Consider the following 18,079-nt stretch of genomic DNA (forward strand, 5'->3'; position numbering starts at 1 on the left):
CGCGTCTCCCCTCAGTACCGGAACAGACGCGCCGCGATCAGGCGGCCGCCGATGGTGATGGTTTTGGTGATCAGGTAAAAGATCACGGCGGCCAGCGCGAACAGCTCGAATGTGCGGAACGTCAGTGCGTTAAGATCCTGCGTGACCCCGTAAAGATCACTGTTCATGCCCACGGTGACGCCCAATGAGGTCATCAGGATCGCCCAGACCATCTGATTGGTCATCGGCAGGAAGGAAATGCGCAGCATCTGCGGCAGGATGATGTAGCGAAAGGATTGCAACTGCGTCAGGCCCAGAGACCGCCCCGCGCGCCCCTGCGTATCTGGGATCGCCTTGAGTGCGCCGCGAAAATTCTCGGTCAGATAGCCCGCATTGTTGAAGGTGATGCCGATCAGGATCGACACGAAGGGGCTGAAATGGATGCCAAAGCTGGCCACGCCAAAATGCGCCATATAGATTTGAAAGAGGGCAGGCGTATTGCGCGCAATTTCCACCCAAGTGGTTGCAAAGGCCATCAGCGGGCGTGACCCCGATAACCGGAAGACGGTAAGCAGGATGGCAAGTGCTATGCCCAAGGCCATCGAGAGGATCGCGATTTCCATCGTGACCAGCGCCCCGTCAAGCATCTGCGGCAGGCGGTTCAGGGCCTGTTTCCATTGGAAGGTATAGTTGAACATCAGGACACCCCGCCCCTAGGGGAAATAGCAAATGGCGGCGCGGGGTGTCCGCGCCGCCAATCCTAGCGCAAGCTATCAGCGATAGGCGTTCGGCACCATCAGTTTCGGTACTTCGCCGCCAACCCACTTCTCGTAAAGCTCGTCATATCGACCGGTGCGCACCTGCTGGTTCACGAAAAGATCGAGATAGTTGAGAAAGCCGTATTCGTCCCGCTTGGCAAATAGCGCCACATAGTCGGTGTCGAAAGGGGCAAAACCTACAACGGTGATGTCCTTGTAATTGCCCGACTGCACGTTGGCCTGTGCTACGGTGGATGTCGACACGGTCGCGTCAAGCTGGCCTTGGCTCAGCGCCAGGAACACATCGGCCTGCGTCTGGTAGGGGCGGAATTCGCCCTCGCCCCATTCCTTGACCTGTGCCTCAAGCGCGATGGCCTCGTAGGTGCCTGCAACCGCGCCGACGGTGTGGCCCTTCATCCCCTCGTAAGAGGTGATGCCGGTGCCGGAATTGGCGGTTACGGCCATTTCAAAGGCGAAATAGGGGATCGAGAAACCGACCGTCTTGGCCCGCTCCAGCGTGTCCGAGGTCGAGGCGACGCCCACATCGACGCGGCCAGACATCAGCGCCGGAATACGCTCGGGGAAGGGGGTTTCGACGATTTCTGCCTCTACGCCAAGAGCGGCGGCCAGATCGTTGCAATAATCGACGTCAAAGCCGATCGGCACGTTGTTGGCATCGCGCATCCCCATTGGCGGGAAATCGAGCACGACAGCGCAACGCAATGTGCCCGAGGAAATAATGTCATCGAGTTTGTCCGCCTGAGCGGTGCCTGCGATGCTGGTCATGCCCAGCAAGGCAGCAAAAAGCGTCACTTTTTTCATTGGTGGTCCCCTCTCTGTTGATTCTTTTCTCAGCATGAGGCCTTTGGTTCTTTTTTGCAATAATTTTCCTAAAAGAAAAATACTGGCATGTCGGGAAAAAAATCGGTAAGCCATGAAAACCCCGCATCAGGCCTTTGATCGCGGTCGTATCTTCCCTCGGACCGAAAGGATTTCCCATGACCTTTACCCCCCATGGCAAGCATCTGATTGCAGGCACGTGGACTGGCACCGAAGAGACAGTGCTGTCTGATCCGGCAGAGGGCGCAGGCCATGCGTTTTCGGTCGGCACGCCGGACCTTGTCGATAGGGCGGCGCGGGCCGCGGAAGAGGCGTTCTGGACCTTTGGCACCACCAGCCGGGCCACGCGCGCGGCGTTTCTGCATGCTATCGCCGATGAAATCGAGGCGCGCGGCGCACAGATCACCGAGATCGGCTGCGCCGAGACCGGCCTGCCTGCTGCGCGGCTTGAGGGCGAGCGTGGGCGCACCACCGGGCAATTGCGGCTCTTTGCCGAGCATATCCTAAAGGGCGATTACCTCGACCGTCGCCATGATGCTCCGCTGCCAGACCGCAAACCCCTGCCACGCCCCGATTTGCGGATGATGCAACGGCCCATCGGTCCGGTGGCGGTCTTTGGCGCATCGAATTTCCCGCTCGCCTTTTCCACGGCAGGCGGGGATACGGCGGCTGCCCTCGCGGCGGGCTGTCCGGTGGTGGTCAAGGGCCACGGCGCGCATCCCGGCACCTCCGAAGTGGTGGCCGAGGCCATCCATGCGGCGATTGTGAAATCTGCGATGCCAAGCGGCGTGTTTAGCCTTGTGCAGGGTGGCAATCGTGCGGTTGGACAGGCGTTGGTGCAGCATCCCTTGATCCGGGCGGTTGGCTTTACCGGCTCTCTGGCAGGGGGTCGTGCGCTCTTTGATCTCTGCGCGGCGCGCCCCGAGCCGATCCCCTTTTTCGGCGAATTGGGCAGCGTCAATCCGATGTTTCTGTTGCCCGAGGCAATGGCTGCGCGCGGGGCGGCCATCGCAACCGGCTGGGCCGGATCGCTGACGATGGGCGCGGGGCAGTTTTGCACCAATCCGGGCATTGCGGTTGTCCTCAAAGGACCAGAGGCAGAGGCCTTTGCAGAAGCAACGCGCGCGGCGCTGAGTGAGAGCGGTGCGCAAGTGATGCTGACCGATGGAATTGCTGCGGCCTACGTGGCGGGTGCGGCGCAGATGGCGGCGCAGACGGGGGTGCAAGACCTGTTGACCGCGATTTGTGATCAACGTCAGGCCAAGCCCTTTCTCTACCGGGTCGCTGCGCGCGACTGGCTGGGCAATCATGCGCTTGGCGAAGAGGTCTTTGGGCCCCTTGGCCTGATCGTTGTGGCCGAGAATGCCGAGGAAATGGCAGCCGTCGCGCAGAGCCTCAAGGGCCAGTTGACCGCCACCCTGCACATGGACGCAGGCGACACGCCTCTTGCGCGCTGCCTGTTGCCCGTGTTGGAACGCAAGGCGGGCCGGGTGCTGACCAATGGCTTTCCAACCGGCGTTGAAGTCTGCGATGCGATGGTCCACGGCGGGCCGTATCCGGCCTCGACCAATTTCGGTGCCACCTCTGTGGGCACCCTCTCGATCCGCCGCTTCCTGCGGCCCGTCTGTTACCAGAACATCCCCGAGGCCCTCTTGCCCGAAGATTTGGTTTAGGGTTCGTAGCGTTCTAAAACACACAGGCCGGGAAAATCCCGGCCTGTTGCTTTTCAGAGCTATGTCAGCACATCACGGCTTGCCGCGCTTCGGTGGGGTGCTGCCGCCAAATCCCGCGCGGGCTTTGGGTGCAGCACCTTTGCCTTTGGGCTTTCCAGCGGCAGGCTTTCCCGCGCCGGGTTTGCCAGCAAAGGTCTTGCCTGTGCCGGGTTTGCCGGGCTTTTTCGCCGCTCCGGGTGGAACAAACCGTTTGGACGTATCGGCCGCAAGATTGGGTCTGGGCGCGGCTGGTTCCGCGTCACGGGGCGTAGGGCGCGCGCGCGGCTTGTCAAAGGGTTTGTCCGACGGTTTCGCCCCCGGCTTGCCATAGGGCTTTGCGCCGGGTTTGCTATCCGACTTGTCATAGGGCCGACCTTCGGGCTTGCCAAAGGATTTACCGGGTTTGCGATCCCCGGCGGGCTTGCCAAAGGGCTTGTTGGCAGGTTTGCCAGCGGGCTTGTCACCGGACCAAGGCTTTTTGGCCGGGCGCGGCGCATCGCCCGCCTCTGCACGCGGTTTGCGATACGGGGTTACCGTGCCATCCTCGACCGCGCGGGTCATTGCCGCGGGCGGCGCACCTGCCGGTTTCGGGCGCGGCTTGGGGGCGGTGCGTGGGGCAGAATGGTCGCGCGAGCCGCCATACTCGCGGGGCGCGCGCGCAGGGCGGTCCTCTCGCGGGGCGCGGGGCGCACGTTCGGGACGATCTTCGCGCGGGGCGCGCGGGGCAGGGGCAAACGCCGGGGCACTATCCAGGGCGCGGGCGGTGATGCCCTCATCCAGTTGCCCGCCCTCACCGAGCGACGAAAGAAATCCGGGAACGGCGGCCTCTGCCAGTTCGACAAAGGTTTCGGCAGCCTGCACGCGGATGGCCCCAATCGCGGATTTGTCGAGATTGCCAGCACGGCACAAAAGCGGGAGCAACCACCGCGCCTCGGCCCGGTCGTCATTGCCAACCGACAGCGCAAACCAGCGGCTTGGGCCAAAGGCCGACCGCTCGCGCGCCGGAGCTGGCGCGCCGGGCGCGCTCAGTTCCTCGGGTGCGGACCAGCGCGATTTGTAAAGACGCAGGTAGGCGGCGGCGATCACCTCGGGGCTGTGCAGCGCCAGCAATTCAGCGGCAAAGGCACCTTCGGTCTCGGACGGCGTTTCGGACCAGACCGGGTCGGACAACAGGCGCTCGCGATCCTTGGCCTCGATATCCTCGGGCGTGGGGGGCGTGGTCCATTCTGCGGTGATCTTGGCGAATTTGAGCAGGCGCTCTGCCTTGTTTGCCGATTTGAGCGGAACGATAAGGGCAGAGATGCCCTTGCGTCCGGCGCGACCCGTTCGGCCCGAGCGGTGCAAGAGGCCTTCGGAATTGGTGGGCAGTTCGGCATGCACGACCAGATCAAGGTTGGGCAGGTCGATGCCCCGCGCGGCGACATCGGTGGCAACACAGACCCGGGCCCGCCCGTCGCGCATCGCCTGCAGGGCATGGGTGCGCTCGGACTGGCTCAACTCACCTGAGAGCGAGACCACGGCAAAGCCGCGATTGGACAGGCGTGCCGTCAGGCGGGCTACCATGGCGCGGGTATTGGCGAACACAATCGCATTCTGGGCATCGTGATAACGCAGCAGGTTGATCACGGCGCCCTCGGCATCTTGCGGTGACACAGTCAGCGCCTGATAGGCGATATCAGCATGCTGTTTCGCGCCGGTGAGCGTGGTCACACGCTGCGCATCGCGCTGGAATTTCTCAGCCAGCTTGGCGATCATCGGCGGCACGGTGGCCGAAAACATCAGCGTGCGGCGATCTTCGGGCGCTGCGGCCAGCATGAATTCGAGGTCTTCGCGAAAACCGAGATCGAGCATCTCATCGGCCTCGTCAAGCACGATGGCGCGCAGGCTTGTCATGTCGAGCGCGCCGCGATTGATGTGGTCACACAGACGTCCGGGCGTGCCGACAACAATATGCGCCCCGCGCTCCAGCGCGCGCCGCTCGTCACGGGCATCCATCCCGCCAACGCAAGTGACCAAACGCGCACCGGCTTCGGCATAAAGCCAGCTCAGCTCGCGCATGACCTGAAGCGCCAGCTCTCGCGTTGGGGCCACGATCAGGGCCAGCGGTGCGGCGGCAGGCGGCAAGCGGTCCTCACCCCCCAGCAGGGTGGGCGCGATCGCAAGGCCAAACCCCACGGTTTTACCAGATCCGGTCTGGGCCGAGACCAGAAGATCAGAGCCAGACAGCGCGGGGTCCGTTACCGCCTCTTGCACAGGCGTCAGGGTTTCATAGCCGCGCGCGGCAAGAGCATTGGAGAGGGCAGGCAGGATCATGGGGGAGGTCGGTTCCGAAAAAGGGGTGCGGCTTGCGCGTCAAGCCGCGACGCATAGCTCAGTCACGCGCTGTTGTATATGGGAAATACGTCTGTCTGGCAGTGCCCCTTGTGGTCGCATCGGGATTGCGCCACCTTGGGGAAAATCCCGAATTTGCGAACAGGAGGCTGACCGATGCCCGTCAAGAACCGCTTTGCCGAATTGCACACCGACATAACAGAATGGCGCCGCGATATCCATGCCCATCCCGAGATCCTCTATGAGACGCATCGCACCAGCGCACTGGTTGCCGAAAAGCTCAAGGCGTTTGGCTGTGACGAGGTGGTGACAGGCATTGGTCGCACCGGCGTGGTGGGGGTGATCAAGGGCCGCAGCACTGCATCGGGCCGGGTGATCGGCCTGCGCGCCGATATGGACGCGCTGCCCATTCACGAGGCCACTGGCGTGGACTATGCCAGCAAGACCCCCGGTGCGATGCATGCCTGCGGCCATGACGGGCATACCGCGATGCTGCTTGGGGCCGCGCAATATCTGGCAGAGACCCGCAATTTCGATGGCACGGCCGTGGTCATCTTTCAGCCCGCCGAGGAAGGCGGGGCAGGCGGGCGCGAGATGTGCGAGGATGGCATGATGGACCGCTTCGGCATTCAGGAAGTTTACGGTATGCACAACTGGCCGGGCCGCCCGGTGGGCAGCTTTGCCATTCGCCCCGGTGCGTTTTTTGCGGCGACAGACCAGTTCGACATCGCGCTGACTGGCAAGGGTGGACATGCGGCAAAGCCGCATGAAACCGTGGATACCACTGTCATGGCCGCGCATCTGGTCACGATGTTCCAAACCATCGCCAGCCGCAACGCTGATCCTGTGGATCAGATAGTGGTGTCGGTCACGTCGTTTCAGACCTCTTCGACCGCTTTCAACGTAATCCCGCAGGGGGTGCATCTGCGTGGCACTGTCCGCACCATGAGCCCTGAGATGCGCAATCTGGCCGAGCAGCGCATTCGCGCGCTTTGCGAGCATGTGACGGCGGGTTTCGGCGGCAAGGCCGAAGTAAGCTATCACCGGGGTTATCCGGTGATGATCAACCACGAGGAACAGACAGAGTTTGCAGCGAGCGTTGCGGCCAAGGTCAGCGGCGGGTGTGAAGAGGCACCTTTGGTCATGGGCGGCGAAGATTTCGCCTTCATGCTCGAAGAGCGCCCCGGCGCCTATATTCTGGTCGGTAACGGCGATACCGCCATGGTCCACAGCCCCGATTACAATTTCAATGACGAGGCTATTCCGGCGGGTTGTAGCTGGTGGGCGGGGATCGTCGAAGAACGTATGCCAGCGTGATCCCAACCCGGATCACACCGGCTCTGCCATAAGCCAGACGCCCCCCTGGGGCCGCAACGTCAGGATCATCACCGGGTCGGGGTCACGCCCCGGCACCGGGGTGAACCTGAACCGCGAGAGCAGCGTTGCGAGAATGATCACCGCCTCTTGCAGGGCAAAACTGGCACCAATGCAAATACGCGGCCCATCGCCAAAGGGCAGATAGGCATAGCGCTCGATGGTCTTGCGATCGGCAAAACGGTCGGGGTTGAACGCGTCTGGCTCTGGCCAGAGCTGGTGGTTTCGGTGCAGCGCATAGATCGGGATGATCACCGTATCACCGGGTCGAATGTCACGCCCGCACAGCGTATCGGCAACTTGCGCAGTGCGCGAGATGATGCCCGCAGGCGGATAGAGGCGCAGTGCCTCGTCGATGATCTGGCGAATATAGGGCAGGCGGGCCACATCCGCGCCCGTCGCGGCACGGCCCCCCAGCACGGCTTGCGCCTCGGCGCGGGCGCGGTCCTGCACAGCCTGATCAAAGGCGCAGAGGTAGAGCGACCAGCCCAGCGTCAGCGCTGTTGTCTCATGCCCCGCGACAATGAAAGTCAGCAGGTTGTCGCGCAACTCGGGCGTGCTCATCCGGCGCTTCGTCTCGGGGTCTTCGCCGTCTAGCAAAAGATCAAGAAGGTCTGGCACGCCCTCTGACCCGCGCGCGCGCCGCGCCTCGACGGCCTCGTCTGCCACGCGCTTCATCTCAGCCACCGAGCCACCCGACATCACGCGCCCCGGGCGCGGCACCCAATCGGGAAAGCCCAAGATATCAAAAAGCGAGATTTTGCCCGCCTCTGAAATATAGGCATCAATACCGCGATGCACGGCGTCCACATTGAACATGCCGTCGCCGGAAAAGGTCACGTCGGCGATGACATCAAAGGTGGTGCGCACCATCTCGGCGGCCATATCCACCGCACGCGGGCCTGCTGCCGCCACACGTGCTGCACTTTGTTCGGCAGCGGCTGTCATGATCGGCGCGAGGTTCATCACGTTGCGATGAGAAAAGACCGGCGCGGCCGTGCGCCGTTGCCAGCGCCAATGCGCGCCCTCGGCAATAAAGAGCGACTCGCCAATGGCGGGGCGCAGAAGGTTCTTGGTGACAATGGATTTCGGGTAATTGTCCAGCTCTTCCAACAGCATCCGGCGGATCGCGCCGGGGTCCATCACCATGTGCCAGCGTTTGCCGGTACGTCCCGAGACCATGGGTTGCCGCGTGGCAATCTCGGGGATGATCGACAGGATGTTGCGCCGCGCGGCCTTCAGGCTGGCCAGCACGCCCATCGGCTCTGTCACCAAGGGCACATGCGCGGGCAAAGTATGGGGCGTCTGGCGGGGCATGGGGGACATCGGGCACCTCTGGGCAACTGGGGCATAGATAGGGCGCAGGAGGGGCGGGGGCAAATGATTGCGTGTCGGCGATGACTGGGCTATCCCTGCCCGAACTGTCACCTCTGGGGAATTGCTTGATGATCCGTCTCTTCGCGCTCTTCGGGCTTGCCCTGATGGCCGCCTGCACCAATCCCAACGATCTTGACGAGGCCCCGGCCTATTTGGGCAATTTCCATCTGGGGCATAATGTTGTGGTGGCCCCGAACCTAACCAAGGGCCCCGCATCGCGCGAGGCGTCCAAGGAGGAATGGATCGCCGCGATGACCGAGGCGATGACGGATCGGTTCGGGCGCTATGAGGGCACCAAACTCTATCATCTGGGGGTAAGTGTCGAAGGCTATGTGCTGGCCATTCCGGGCGTGCCGTTGGTTGCGTCGCCGAAATCGGCGCTGATCCTCAATGTCACCGCTTGGGATGATGCCAAGGGCGGCAAGCTCAACGCCAAGCCACATCTGGTGACAGTGGTCGAGAGCTTTTCCGGCAATACGTTCCTTGGCTCGGGCCTGACCCAAAGCAAGGAAAAGCAACTCGAGAACCTCAGCCGCAATGCCGCCAAGCAGATCCAGAACTGGTTGGTGCAACAGAATAACGAGTTTGGCTGGTTCGAAGACGATGGCGTGCCCGCGAATGACAAGGAGCGCCCCGAGGCGCGGGAGGAAGCAGCACCTCAGGCTGAGACCCCAAAGGCCGAGGCGCCCACCGTCCCAGCCACTGGGTCCGAGGATGCGCCCGTACCGACCCAGACGGAAACCCCGAGCGCCGCCGATCTGGCCAACGCCGCTGCCGAAGTGATCGAGGAACCGACCGTCGCACTGCCCGCAGAATAGTGCGAACATTGCGCGCAGGGAGCTTTTGTTTGGCAAAAGCAAAAGACGAGATTATTGCAATCCAGTGGTATTCAGGTGTTCTTGGGATTTGTGTTAACCCGCGCGGGTCACGGTATAATTGTTACATGGAGAACTGGCATTATGATTGATAGAAGAGTGTTTGTCAGCTTGTCCGCTGCAAGTTTTTTGGTTGGATGCCAGACCACTGCGGATACTGCCGGTTCAACCATTGGAACCGGCGTACCGCAGCAGAGTAAGATTCAAACGAACGCGCTTGGGTCGAACCAGAGTTCTAGCACGATTCATCCGAACAAGGCGCTTACCTTGGAGCAGACAAAGGATTTCAGAATAGAGAAATTGACTGTCGTGCTTGCGCCTGAATATGAGCGCGTCCCGACCGAATTATCCTTCACTGATCAAAGAATTATGGAAACTGTTCAAGCGTACATGAATGCCATTGTCAGACCGGCTGATCCAATGGGCGATCGTCCGGTGCATATCAACATTGCCCTGAAGGGCGCATACATAAAGCCCGAGGGGCGGATGTCCTTCATCCCGCCGGGAGGAGCCCCCGAAATCAGCACCGTGCTTGCCCGTGCAACCGTAACGGATGCTACTACAGGTGAGCAGTTAGGGCGTGGCCTGGACCTCCGCGGTCAGGCCTCGGCGGCCACCAATATATTGATGGTTGGTCTTGTCGGGACCAGTGCCAAGGCCAAGGCTCCCGAGGAAGAGGTAAAGTTGTTTGCATCGGCATTGGCCGGGAATGCTAGGGTGAGACTCTTTGGACCCAAATGACACCTTGCTTGTTCGGTTCATCATTTGAGAGGAACGGCTTGATTTTCCCGGCGCAACCCAATAAACGGCGCGCGATGTAACCCTCGGGCCACCCTGGCCCCCCAACTGACAAGGCGTCCTGAGATATGGCAAAGGAAAAGTTTGCACGTAACAAGCCGCATGTGAACATCGGCACGATTGGTCACGTTGACCACGGCAAGACGACGTTGACGGCGGCGATCACCAAGTATTTCGGCGAGTTCCGGGCCTATGACCAGATTGACGGGGCGCCTGAAGAGAAGGCGCGCGGGATCACGATCTCGACCGCGCATGTGGAGTATGAGACCGAGGCGCGTCACTATGCGCATGTCGACTGCCCCGGCCACGCCGACTATGTGAAGAACATGATCACCGGTGCCGCCCAGATGGATGGCGCGATCCTGGTTGTGAACGCGGCTGACGGCCCGATGCCGCAGACGCGCGAGCACATCCTGCTCGGTCGTCAGGTGGGCATCCCCTTCATGGTCGTCTACATGAACAAGGTCGATCAGGTGGATGACGAAGAGCTGCTCGAGCTGGTCGAGATGGAGATCCGCGAGCTGCTGACCTCCTACGACTATCCCGGCGACGATATTCCGATCGTGCGCGGCTCGGCGCTGCATGCGATGAACGGCACCCAGCCGGAGATCGGTGAGAACTCGATCCGCGCGCTGATGGAAGCGGTTGACAGCTATATCCCGACGCCCGCACGCGCCGTGGATCAGCCGTTCCTGATGCCGATCGAAGACGTGTTCTCGATCTCGGGCCGTGGCACGGTTGTGACCGGTCGGATCGAGCGTGGCGTGATCAACGTTGGCGACAGCATCGAGATCGTGGGCATCCGCGACACCAAGACCACCACCTGCACGGGCGTCGAGATGTTCCGCAAGCTCTTGGATCGTGGGGAAGCGGGCGACAACATCGGCGCACTCTTGCGCGGTGTGGACCGTGAAGGTGTCGAGCGCGGCCAAGTGCTGTGCAAGCCCGGTTCGGTCAAGCCGCACACCAAGTTCGAGGCCGAGGCCTATATCCTGACCAAGGAAGAGGGTGGCCGTCATACGCCGTTCTTTGCCAACTACCGCCCGCAGTTCTACTTCCGCACCACGGACGTGACCGGCACGGTGATGCTGCCCGAGGGCACCGAAATGGTGATGCCGGGCGACAACCTGAAGTTCACGGTTGAGCTGATCGCGCCCATCGCCATGGAAGACGGCCTGCGCTTCGCCATCCGCGAAGGCGGCCGCACCGTCGGCGCCGGCGTCGTGTCGAAGATCATCGAGTAACGTCTGATCCGCTCTGACTGACAGGGGGCGTGCGGGTCACTGCGCGCCCCCTTTGCATTTCGGAGTCGGATATGAAGCGTATTTTTCAGTATTTCGAGGCGCGTATCGACGCCTATCCCGCGTTGCAACCCAGCCAGCCGCCGGCGCGGTTTTGGCCGTTTCTATGGCATTACGCGCGCCCTGTGGCGCCATGGCTCATCGCAATGTCGGTGATTTCGGCTGTGTTTGCGGCTGTTGAAATTGTTCTGCTCGGCTATCTCGGCACGCTAGTCAATCGCATGTCGGAGCTTGGACCAGAGCGGTTTCTGGGCGAAGAGGCCGCGCGCCTTGGCGGCATGGGCGTGCTGCTTTTGATCGTGCTGCCGCTGCTCAGCGTCATGGGCGCGCTGATCATGTATCAGACCCTGATGGGCAATTTCCCGCAGCGCATCCGCTGGCAGGGGCATCGCTGGCTCTTGGGGCAGTCGATGGGCTATTTCCAAGAAGAGTTTGCCGGCCGCATCGCCACCCGGCTGATGCAGACATCCTTGGCCGTGCGGGAAACCGTGATGAAACTGATGGATGTGGCGGTCTATATTTTGGCCTATTTCATCGGAACGCTCGTTCTGGCGGGCACGCAAGATATCCGCCTTGCCGCACCCTTTGCCATCTGGGCACTGGCCTATGGTGCTCTTTTGGGCGTCATCGTGCCACGTCTGGGGCGGGTTGCACAGGAACAGGCGCATGCCCGGGCTGATATGACGGGACGGATTGTTGACAGCTACACCAATATCGCCACGGTCAAGCTGTTCAGCCATGCCGCACGCGAAGAGGCGTATGCCCGCGCCGGTTTGGATGGGTTCCTTCAGACCGTGCATCGGCAAATGCGTCTTGTGGCGGTGCAGGATATGTCGGTCAACCTGCTCAATGCCCTGCTGACCGGGGCGGTCACGGGGCTTGGCCTTTGGCTTTGGGTGCAGGGGCGGATTGATCTTGGCGCACTCGCGGTTGCCATTCCGCTTGCCTTGCGGCTTGGAAACATGTCGCATTGGATCATGTGGGAATTCGCCGCGCTGTTCGAAAATGTCGGCACCGCGCGCGACGGGTTGGCCACGCTTGCCATGCCGCGCACGGTGCAAGATAGCCCGACGGCGACGCCGTTGATGGTGCATAAGGGGGCCGTGCGCTGCGAAGCGGTGCGCTTTGTCTACGACAGCAGCAGCACACGCAAGGTGCCGGTGATCGACGGTCTTGATCTGACGCTGGCACCGGGGGAAAAGGTGGGGCTGGTCGGGCGCTCTGGCGCTGGAAAATCGACGCTCATCAACCTCTTGCTGCGGTTTCACGACCTGAGCGGCGGGCGCATCCTGATCGACGGTCAGGATGTTTCGCAGGTGACACAAGACAGCCTGCGCGCGGCCATCGGCGTGGTGACGCAGGATACCGCGCTTTTGCACCGGTCCGTGCGCGAGAATATCGCCTATGGCCGCCCCGATGCGACCGACGCTGAAATTCGCGCCGCCACCGATCTGGCCGAGGCGACGGAGTTTATAGCCGGGCTGGAGGATGCGCGCGGACGCAGGGGCCTAGAGGCGCATGTGGGCGAGCGCGGCGTCAAGCTCTCGGGTGGGCAACGTCAGCGGATTGCGATTGCGCGCGCGGCGCTTAAGGATGCGCCGCTGTTGGTGTTGGACGAGGCGACATCGGCGCTTGATTCCGAGGTGGAGGCCGCCATTCAGACACAGCTTTACCGGCTGATGCAGGGCAAGACCGTGATCGCGATCGCGCATCGCCTCTCGACGATTGCCGCAATGGACCGGCTTATCGTCATGGACGAGGGCCGAATCGTCGAGCAGGGCACGCATGCGCAACTGCTGGCGCAAGACGGGCTTTATGCCCGTCTCTGGGCGCGGCAATCGGGCGGCTTCCTGATGGATTGAGGGAAAGCGGCGTGGTGGGTCATTCTGCCGCGCCTCTTCCAACCTGTGGAAAACGGTTTTCAGGTGCAGCACCAGCAGGCCGGATCGCGCCCCGGTCCTTGAATTCTCGATCAAAATCAAGCGCAGCCCGATTTGCTGCAGGAGCAAAGGCCGCGCGGCATGCCGTTGTATTCACATAAGCCATTGAAATATTGACTTTATTTCAATCCCTGTCAGTCTGAAATGATATCGGCATGCGGCCCTTTGGCCGCGGTGCAGGGACCGGCACGCGGGAGGGCACGGCATGGGCGGGATACTCAAAGGAATGCGCGTGGTCGAAGGATCGGCCTTTGTTGCGGTGCCGCTGGCGGGAATGACGCTGGCACAGATGGGGGCCGAGGTCATCCGGTTTGACCGCATGGGAGGCGGGCTTGATGCGGGCCGTTGGCCGCTGGCCCCGTCTGGGCAAAGCCTCTTTTGGGCGGGGCTGAACAAGGGCAAGAAATCCATCGCCGTGGATATGACCCGCCCCGAGGGGCAGGACCTCGTGACGCGGATCATCACTGCGCCGGGCGAGGATGCCGGCCTTTTCCTGACCAACCTGCGAGTGCGCGGCTGGATGGATTATGAAACCCTCAGCCAATACCGCGCGGATTTGGTGATGGTCACGCTCATGGGGGATCGTCACGGTCGCCCGGCTGTGGACTACACCGTCAACCCCGCCCTTGGGATACCCGAGATGACGGGGCCTGTGGGCTGGCCCGAACCTGTGGCCCATGCCTTGCCCGCTTGGGATATAGCGGCGGGACACTTGGTGGTGTCCTCGCTTTTGGCGGCAGAGCGCGAGCGTTTGCGCCGGGGCAGGGGGCAAGAGGTTGAACTGTCGCTCAAGGATGTGGCAGCGGCCACCATCGGGCATCTGGGGCTGATTGGTGATGCCGCCCTCAATGACAAGGAGCGCGGCAAGTCGGGCAATGCGCTATACGGGGCGTATGGCCAGGATTTCGTCTGTGCTTGCGGGCGGCGGGTGATGGTGATCGGTCTGACCCATCGCCAATGGCGTGGGCTGGTCAAGGCCACGGGCACCGAGGCCGCGATGGCAGCCTTGGCCGCGCGCAGCGGTCGCGATCTGAATGATGAGGGCAATCGCTGGCACCTGCGCCGCGAGATCACGGCGATCCTGCGCCCATGGTTCGCGACGCGCGAATTGAGCAGTTTTGCCGAGGCGTTTGATGCGGCAGGCCTGACCTGGTCGGTTTTTCGAACCGTGCGCGAGGCTTTGGCCGAAGATCCGGATCTGAGCGAAGATAATCCTATGTTCAAACTCTTGATGCAGCCGGGTTTGGGCCGGTTTCCGGTGCCCGGACATCCTGCGGCATTTTCGGCCCATGAAAGAGCAGCACCCCAGCCCGCGCCGCAACTTGGCGCGCATACCGAAGAAGTTTTGGGCGATGTGGCTGGCCTCAGCGACACAGAGATTGCGCAGCTTTTTGATACTGGCGTCGTACAAAGCCCCCGCTTCGGGGCACGTCCGGCCGCCTGAACAGGAAATTGTGGATTTCATGACGAAATCCGCCTCAGGGCGCTTGATTCCCGGTCCAAGCTGGCGTAATCCGGCGCTCGGCCTTAGGGGTATAGCTCAGCTGGTAGAGCGACGGTCTCCAAAACCGTAGGTCGCGGGTTCGAACCCTGCTGCCCCTGCCAATTTTCAACACGCGTTGACCGTTTGTCGTGACCTGAGGCGGATCAGGGCGCGTCAAAAGTGCTTAAAATCAGCCTCAAATACGGTTTTATTTGGACATGCCGCATTTTCGCCGGCGGTTTGCCATGTTTTTGCCGCAATTGCGCCCCATCACGACCATTAATCGGTTTCGACGTCCGGGGGGACTGAGGCCGATCCGCGTGGGGGCGTGGAAGAAATAGGGGATAGCTGCCATGGAAACGCATTTGCCGCGGGTTCCGAACCAAAAGACGTATTTTTCACATCACAATTCCGAATTGCCGGGTCGTTCACCCGCTGATGCTGTCTCGACCGAACAGGCAGTGGAAAATGCGATGTCCACAATTCGCGAAATTCTGACAGAAGAGCGGCGCAAGACACGTCGGCACGTTCTTCCTGACCTCGCGCCGCATGTGCCTGTTGAACATCTGGAGCCGGTTCGGGCGCAGACGCCCAAACGGCGCGCCGCCGTTCTTTCGCGCGTTATGAACTTGCGCCCTCGTGCCTTAAAACTGAAGCCGCATCACGCTGGATGGCTGGCCGCTTTCGCTTTGGTCCTGTGGCAGCCCATGCCGGTGTTGATCGCCATGTTCATTGGGTTCTGGATGGTCTTTCTCGGATATGCTCTCTTTGGCCCCGAACGCATGACTCATCTTCGGTCGCGGGTGACGCGGCGGATGGCGCGTTTGCTGGAACAGCGACGCGCTTTGCCCGAACTGCGTCTGCGCCGCGAACCAGAGCCTGATGTTTTTGCCGATCGTCCGGATCCGTTCGAGCGGATCGCGCCCAAGACACGCTGAGACAGCAGGGCAGGGGGCCGCTGCCTTCTGCCCTTGAATTCGCGGGCCAGCCCGCGTATGTCGCGCTGAGCATCAAATTCAGAGAAGACAGCGCAGATGGCACGCACGAACCCGGTTCAATTCATTCAGCAGGTCCGCTCGGAAGTGGCCAAGGTCGTTTGGCCTAACCGCCGTGAGGTGATGCTGACCACGGTCATGGTGTTTATCATGGCCACGATTACGGCGATCTTCTTTGCCTTGGTCGACTTGGGCATCCGTAGTGGTTTGCAAGGGGTGCTGAGCCTGTTCGGCTGAGACGGCGAAAATCTTGTTCAGGCTCTTGAATTCGCAGGCAATCAGGGGTAGTTGACCCCACACTCTGAAACATGGCGCGCGGCGATTCGTGTTGCGCGCCGATTTTTGTTTTAGGTGGTGCAGGCTCAAGGGTCTGAAAGAATACGGAAATCCGATCACTGTATCGGTAAGAACAAAGGCATAGGGCGACGATGGCAAAGCGGTGGTACTCGGTCAGTGTTCTCTCGAATTTCGAGAAGAAGATCGCCGAGCAAATCAGACAGTCCGTCACCGAGAACGGCCTTGAGGATGAAATCGACGAAGTTCTGGTTCCCACCGAAGAGGTGATCGAGATCCGTCGTGGAAAAAAAGTGACCGCCGAGCGTCGCTTCATGCCCGGTTACGTGCTGGTGCATATGGAGATGTCGGATCGTGGCTATCACCTGATCAGCTCGATTAACCGTGTTACCGGGTTTCTGGGGCCGCAGGGCCGCCCGATGCCGATGCGGGACGCCGAGGTGAACGCGATCCTGAACCGAGTGCAAGAGGGTGAAGAAAGCCCGCGCACCCTGATCCACTTCGAGATCGGCGAGAAGGTTAAGGTTAACGACGGCCCGTTCGAGGATTTCGACGGCATGGTCGAGGAAGTGGACGAAGACAACCAGCGCCTCAAGGTCTCGGTGTCGATCTTTGGCCGGGAAACGCCGGTCGAACTGGAATTCACTCAGGTCACGAAACAGATGTGATTTGGGTTGTCCGGTGCCACCTAGCGGTGGCCCGGATCAGAGCCGTGGGAGGTAAGGTGGCCGCGGCCACCAAGCCGCACCACACAACACGAGAGCCAGAGGGGCGCGCCCCGATGGTGTTGGACCAAAAGGAGAGGCCATATGGCCAAGAAACTTATCGGGACGCTCAAGCTGCAGGTGAAAGCCGGGCAAGCCAACCCCAGCCCGCCCGTAGGCCCTGCATTGGGTCAGCGCGGCATCAATATCATGGAATTCTGCAAGGCGTTCAACGCCAAGACTGCGGATCTTGAGCCGGGCGCACCGTGCCCTGTCGTGATTTCCTACTATCAGGACAAGTCCTTTGAGTTGGCGATCAAGACGCCGCCTGCGTCCTATTTCCTCAAGAAAGCGGCCAAGCTGCAATCCGGGTCCAAGACCCCGGGTCGTGCGTCTGCTGGCACCGTGACCATCGCGCAGGTGCGCGAAATCGCGGAAGCCAAGTGGAAAGACCTGAACGCGAACGACATCGACGCCGCTATGCAGATCATTCTGGGCAGCGCGCGGTCCATGGGCATCGAGGTAAAGTAAGATGGCAAAGCTTGGAAAACGGACCCGCGCCCTGCGTGAAGCCTTTGACGGCAAGGACAACATGAGCGTCGAAGACGCGATTGCCCTGATCAAAGGTAATGCGACCGCTAAATTCGACGAAACCGTCGAAATCTCGATGAACCTTGGGGTTGATCCCCGCCACGCCGACCAAATGGTGCGCGGCGTTGTCGGTCTGCCCAATGGCACCGGCAAGACCGTGCGCGTTGCAGTCTTTGCACGCGGCACCAAGGCTGATGAGGCTCAGGCGGCCGGTGCCGATATCGTCGGCGCAGAGGATCTGATGGAGACCATCCAGAGCGGCAAGATTGATTTTGATCGCTGCATCGCCACCCCCGACATGATGCCCATCGTGGGTCGTCTGGGCAAGGTTCTGGGCCCGCGCAACCTGATGCCGAACCCCAAAATCGGGACGGTGACGATGGATGTCGCGCAGGCGGTCAAGGATGCCAAGGGCGGTCAGGTACAGTTCAAGGCTGAAAAAGCCGGTGTTGTGCATGCCGGTATTGGCAAGGCGTCGTTCGATGCGGCCAAACTGGCCGAGAACGTGCGCGCCTTTGTGTCTGCTGTGCAGCGCGCCAAGCCGACCGGTGCCAAGGGCACTTACGTCAAGAAAATCTCGCTCTCGTCCACCATGGGCGCAGGCGTGACGGTCGACGTCAACAGCGCTGTTGTCGAGTAAGAATTTGTTCCCGGATCACTGATCCGGGGATAAACGGCAGGGCCGAGTTTGGCCTTGTCCTGTCCGAGACGGAGGGTTCAGGCATCC

At 61.4% G+C, this 18,079-nt stretch carries 16 protein-coding genes and 1 tRNA gene; 13 read left to right on the plus strand and 4 right to left on the minus strand.

Going from position 1 to position 18,079, the window contains the following annotated elements; all coding sequences use genetic code 11:
• Positions 1–11: 11 nt before the first annotated feature.
• Positions 12–677, minus strand: coding sequence for an amino acid ABC transporter permease (locus RAK1035_RS12855; protein WP_008282007.1), 666 nt, complete (start codon positions 675–677; stop codon positions 12–14).
• A 75-nt stretch (positions 678–752) separates the two neighbouring features.
• Entirely contained in the window at positions 753–1,559 is an 807-nt protein-coding gene (locus tag RAK1035_RS12860; RefSeq protein ID WP_008282008.1) for an ABC transporter substrate-binding protein, read from the minus strand.
• A gap of 176 nt (positions 1,560–1,735) precedes the next feature.
• Between RAK1035_RS12860 and RAK1035_RS12865 the strand changes: the two genes are divergently transcribed.
• A complete protein-coding gene (locus RAK1035_RS12865) occupies positions 1,736–3,250 on the plus strand; it encodes an aldehyde dehydrogenase (NADP(+)) (RefSeq protein WP_008282009.1) in 1,515 nt (504 codons plus the stop codon).
• Between the two features lie 72 nt (positions 3,251–3,322).
• Here the strand turns inward: RAK1035_RS12865 and RAK1035_RS12870 are convergent, their stop codons facing one another.
• Positions 3,323–5,602 (minus strand): DEAD/DEAH box helicase, encoded by a 2,280-nt coding sequence (locus RAK1035_RS12870; RefSeq protein WP_008282010.1) that lies wholly within the window; start codon positions 5,600–5,602, stop codon positions 3,323–3,325.
• A gap of 174 nt (positions 5,603–5,776) precedes the next feature.
• On the opposite strand from RAK1035_RS12870, the gene RAK1035_RS12875 reads away from it, so the two are divergent.
• Positions 5,777–6,937, plus strand: a complete 1,161-nt coding sequence (locus RAK1035_RS12875) for a M20 aminoacylase family protein (RefSeq protein WP_008282011.1) — start codon at positions 5,777–5,779, stop codon at positions 6,935–6,937.
• Positions 6,938–6,949: 12 nt separating this feature from the next.
• On the opposite strand, the gene RAK1035_RS12880 is transcribed toward RAK1035_RS12875, so the two are convergent.
• Positions 6,950–8,311 (minus strand): cytochrome P450, encoded by a 1,362-nt coding sequence (locus tag RAK1035_RS12880; RefSeq protein ID WP_008282012.1) that lies wholly within the window; start codon positions 8,309–8,311, stop codon positions 6,950–6,952.
• Positions 8,312–8,439: 128 nt separating this feature from the next.
• Here RAK1035_RS12880 and RAK1035_RS12885 point away from each other — a divergent pair, with 128 nt between their 5' ends.
• The 11 genes from RAK1035_RS12885 (at position 8,440) to rplA (ending at position 17,992) form a co-directional block, all read left to right on the plus strand.
• Positions 8,440–9,189 (plus strand): hypothetical protein, encoded by a 750-nt coding sequence (locus tag RAK1035_RS12885; protein ID WP_008282013.1) that lies wholly within the window; start codon positions 8,440–8,442, stop codon positions 9,187–9,189.
• 141 nt (positions 9,190–9,330) lie between these two features.
• Positions 9,331–9,987, plus strand: coding sequence for a hypothetical protein (locus RAK1035_RS12890; protein ID WP_008282014.1), 657 nt, complete (start codon positions 9,331–9,333; stop codon positions 9,985–9,987).
• Positions 9,988–10,112: 125 nt separating this feature from the next.
• Complete coding sequence (tuf, locus tag RAK1035_RS12895; protein WP_008281866.1) at positions 10,113–11,288, plus strand: elongation factor Tu; 1,176 nt, start codon at positions 10,113–10,115, stop codon at positions 11,286–11,288.
• A gap of 71 nt (positions 11,289–11,359) precedes the next feature.
• Complete coding sequence (locus tag RAK1035_RS12900; RefSeq protein WP_008282015.1) at positions 11,360–13,207, plus strand: ABC transporter ATP-binding protein; 1,848 nt, start codon at positions 11,360–11,362, stop codon at positions 13,205–13,207.
• 283 nt (positions 13,208–13,490) lie between these two features.
• Entirely contained in the window at positions 13,491–14,729 is a 1,239-nt protein-coding gene (locus tag RAK1035_RS12905) for a CoA transferase (RefSeq protein WP_008282016.1), read from the plus strand.
• Between the two features lie 85 nt (positions 14,730–14,814).
• Positions 14,815–14,890 (plus strand) — tRNA-Trp (locus RAK1035_RS12910).
• Between the two features lie 351 nt (positions 14,891–15,241).
• Positions 15,242–15,706 (plus strand): hypothetical protein, encoded by a 465-nt coding sequence (locus tag RAK1035_RS12915; RefSeq protein ID WP_232279225.1) that lies wholly within the window; start codon positions 15,242–15,244, stop codon positions 15,704–15,706.
• Between the two features lie 96 nt (positions 15,707–15,802).
• Complete coding sequence (gene secE / locus RAK1035_RS12920; protein ID WP_008282018.1) at positions 15,803–16,000, plus strand: preprotein translocase subunit SecE; 198 nt, start codon at positions 15,803–15,805, stop codon at positions 15,998–16,000.
• A 191-nt stretch (positions 16,001–16,191) separates the two neighbouring features.
• A complete protein-coding gene (nusG, locus tag RAK1035_RS12925) occupies positions 16,192–16,725 on the plus strand; it encodes a transcription termination/antitermination protein NusG (RefSeq protein ID WP_008282019.1) in 534 nt (177 codons plus the stop codon).
• 141 nt (positions 16,726–16,866) lie between these two features.
• A complete protein-coding gene (gene rplK / locus RAK1035_RS12930) occupies positions 16,867–17,292 on the plus strand; it encodes a 50S ribosomal protein L11 (RefSeq protein ID WP_008282021.1) in 426 nt (141 codons plus the stop codon).
• Position 17,293: 1 nt separating this feature from the next.
• Positions 17,294–17,992, plus strand: coding sequence for a 50S ribosomal protein L1 (rplA, locus tag RAK1035_RS12935; protein ID WP_008282022.1), 699 nt, complete (start codon positions 17,294–17,296; stop codon positions 17,990–17,992).
• The last annotated feature ends 87 nt before the right edge of the window (positions 17,993–18,079 follow it).

This window comes from Roseovarius sp. AK1035 (assembly GCF_003288315.1).
In the GTDB taxonomy this organism is placed as follows: Bacteria; Pseudomonadota; Alphaproteobacteria; order Rhodobacterales; family Rhodobacteraceae; genus Roseovarius; species Roseovarius mucosus_A.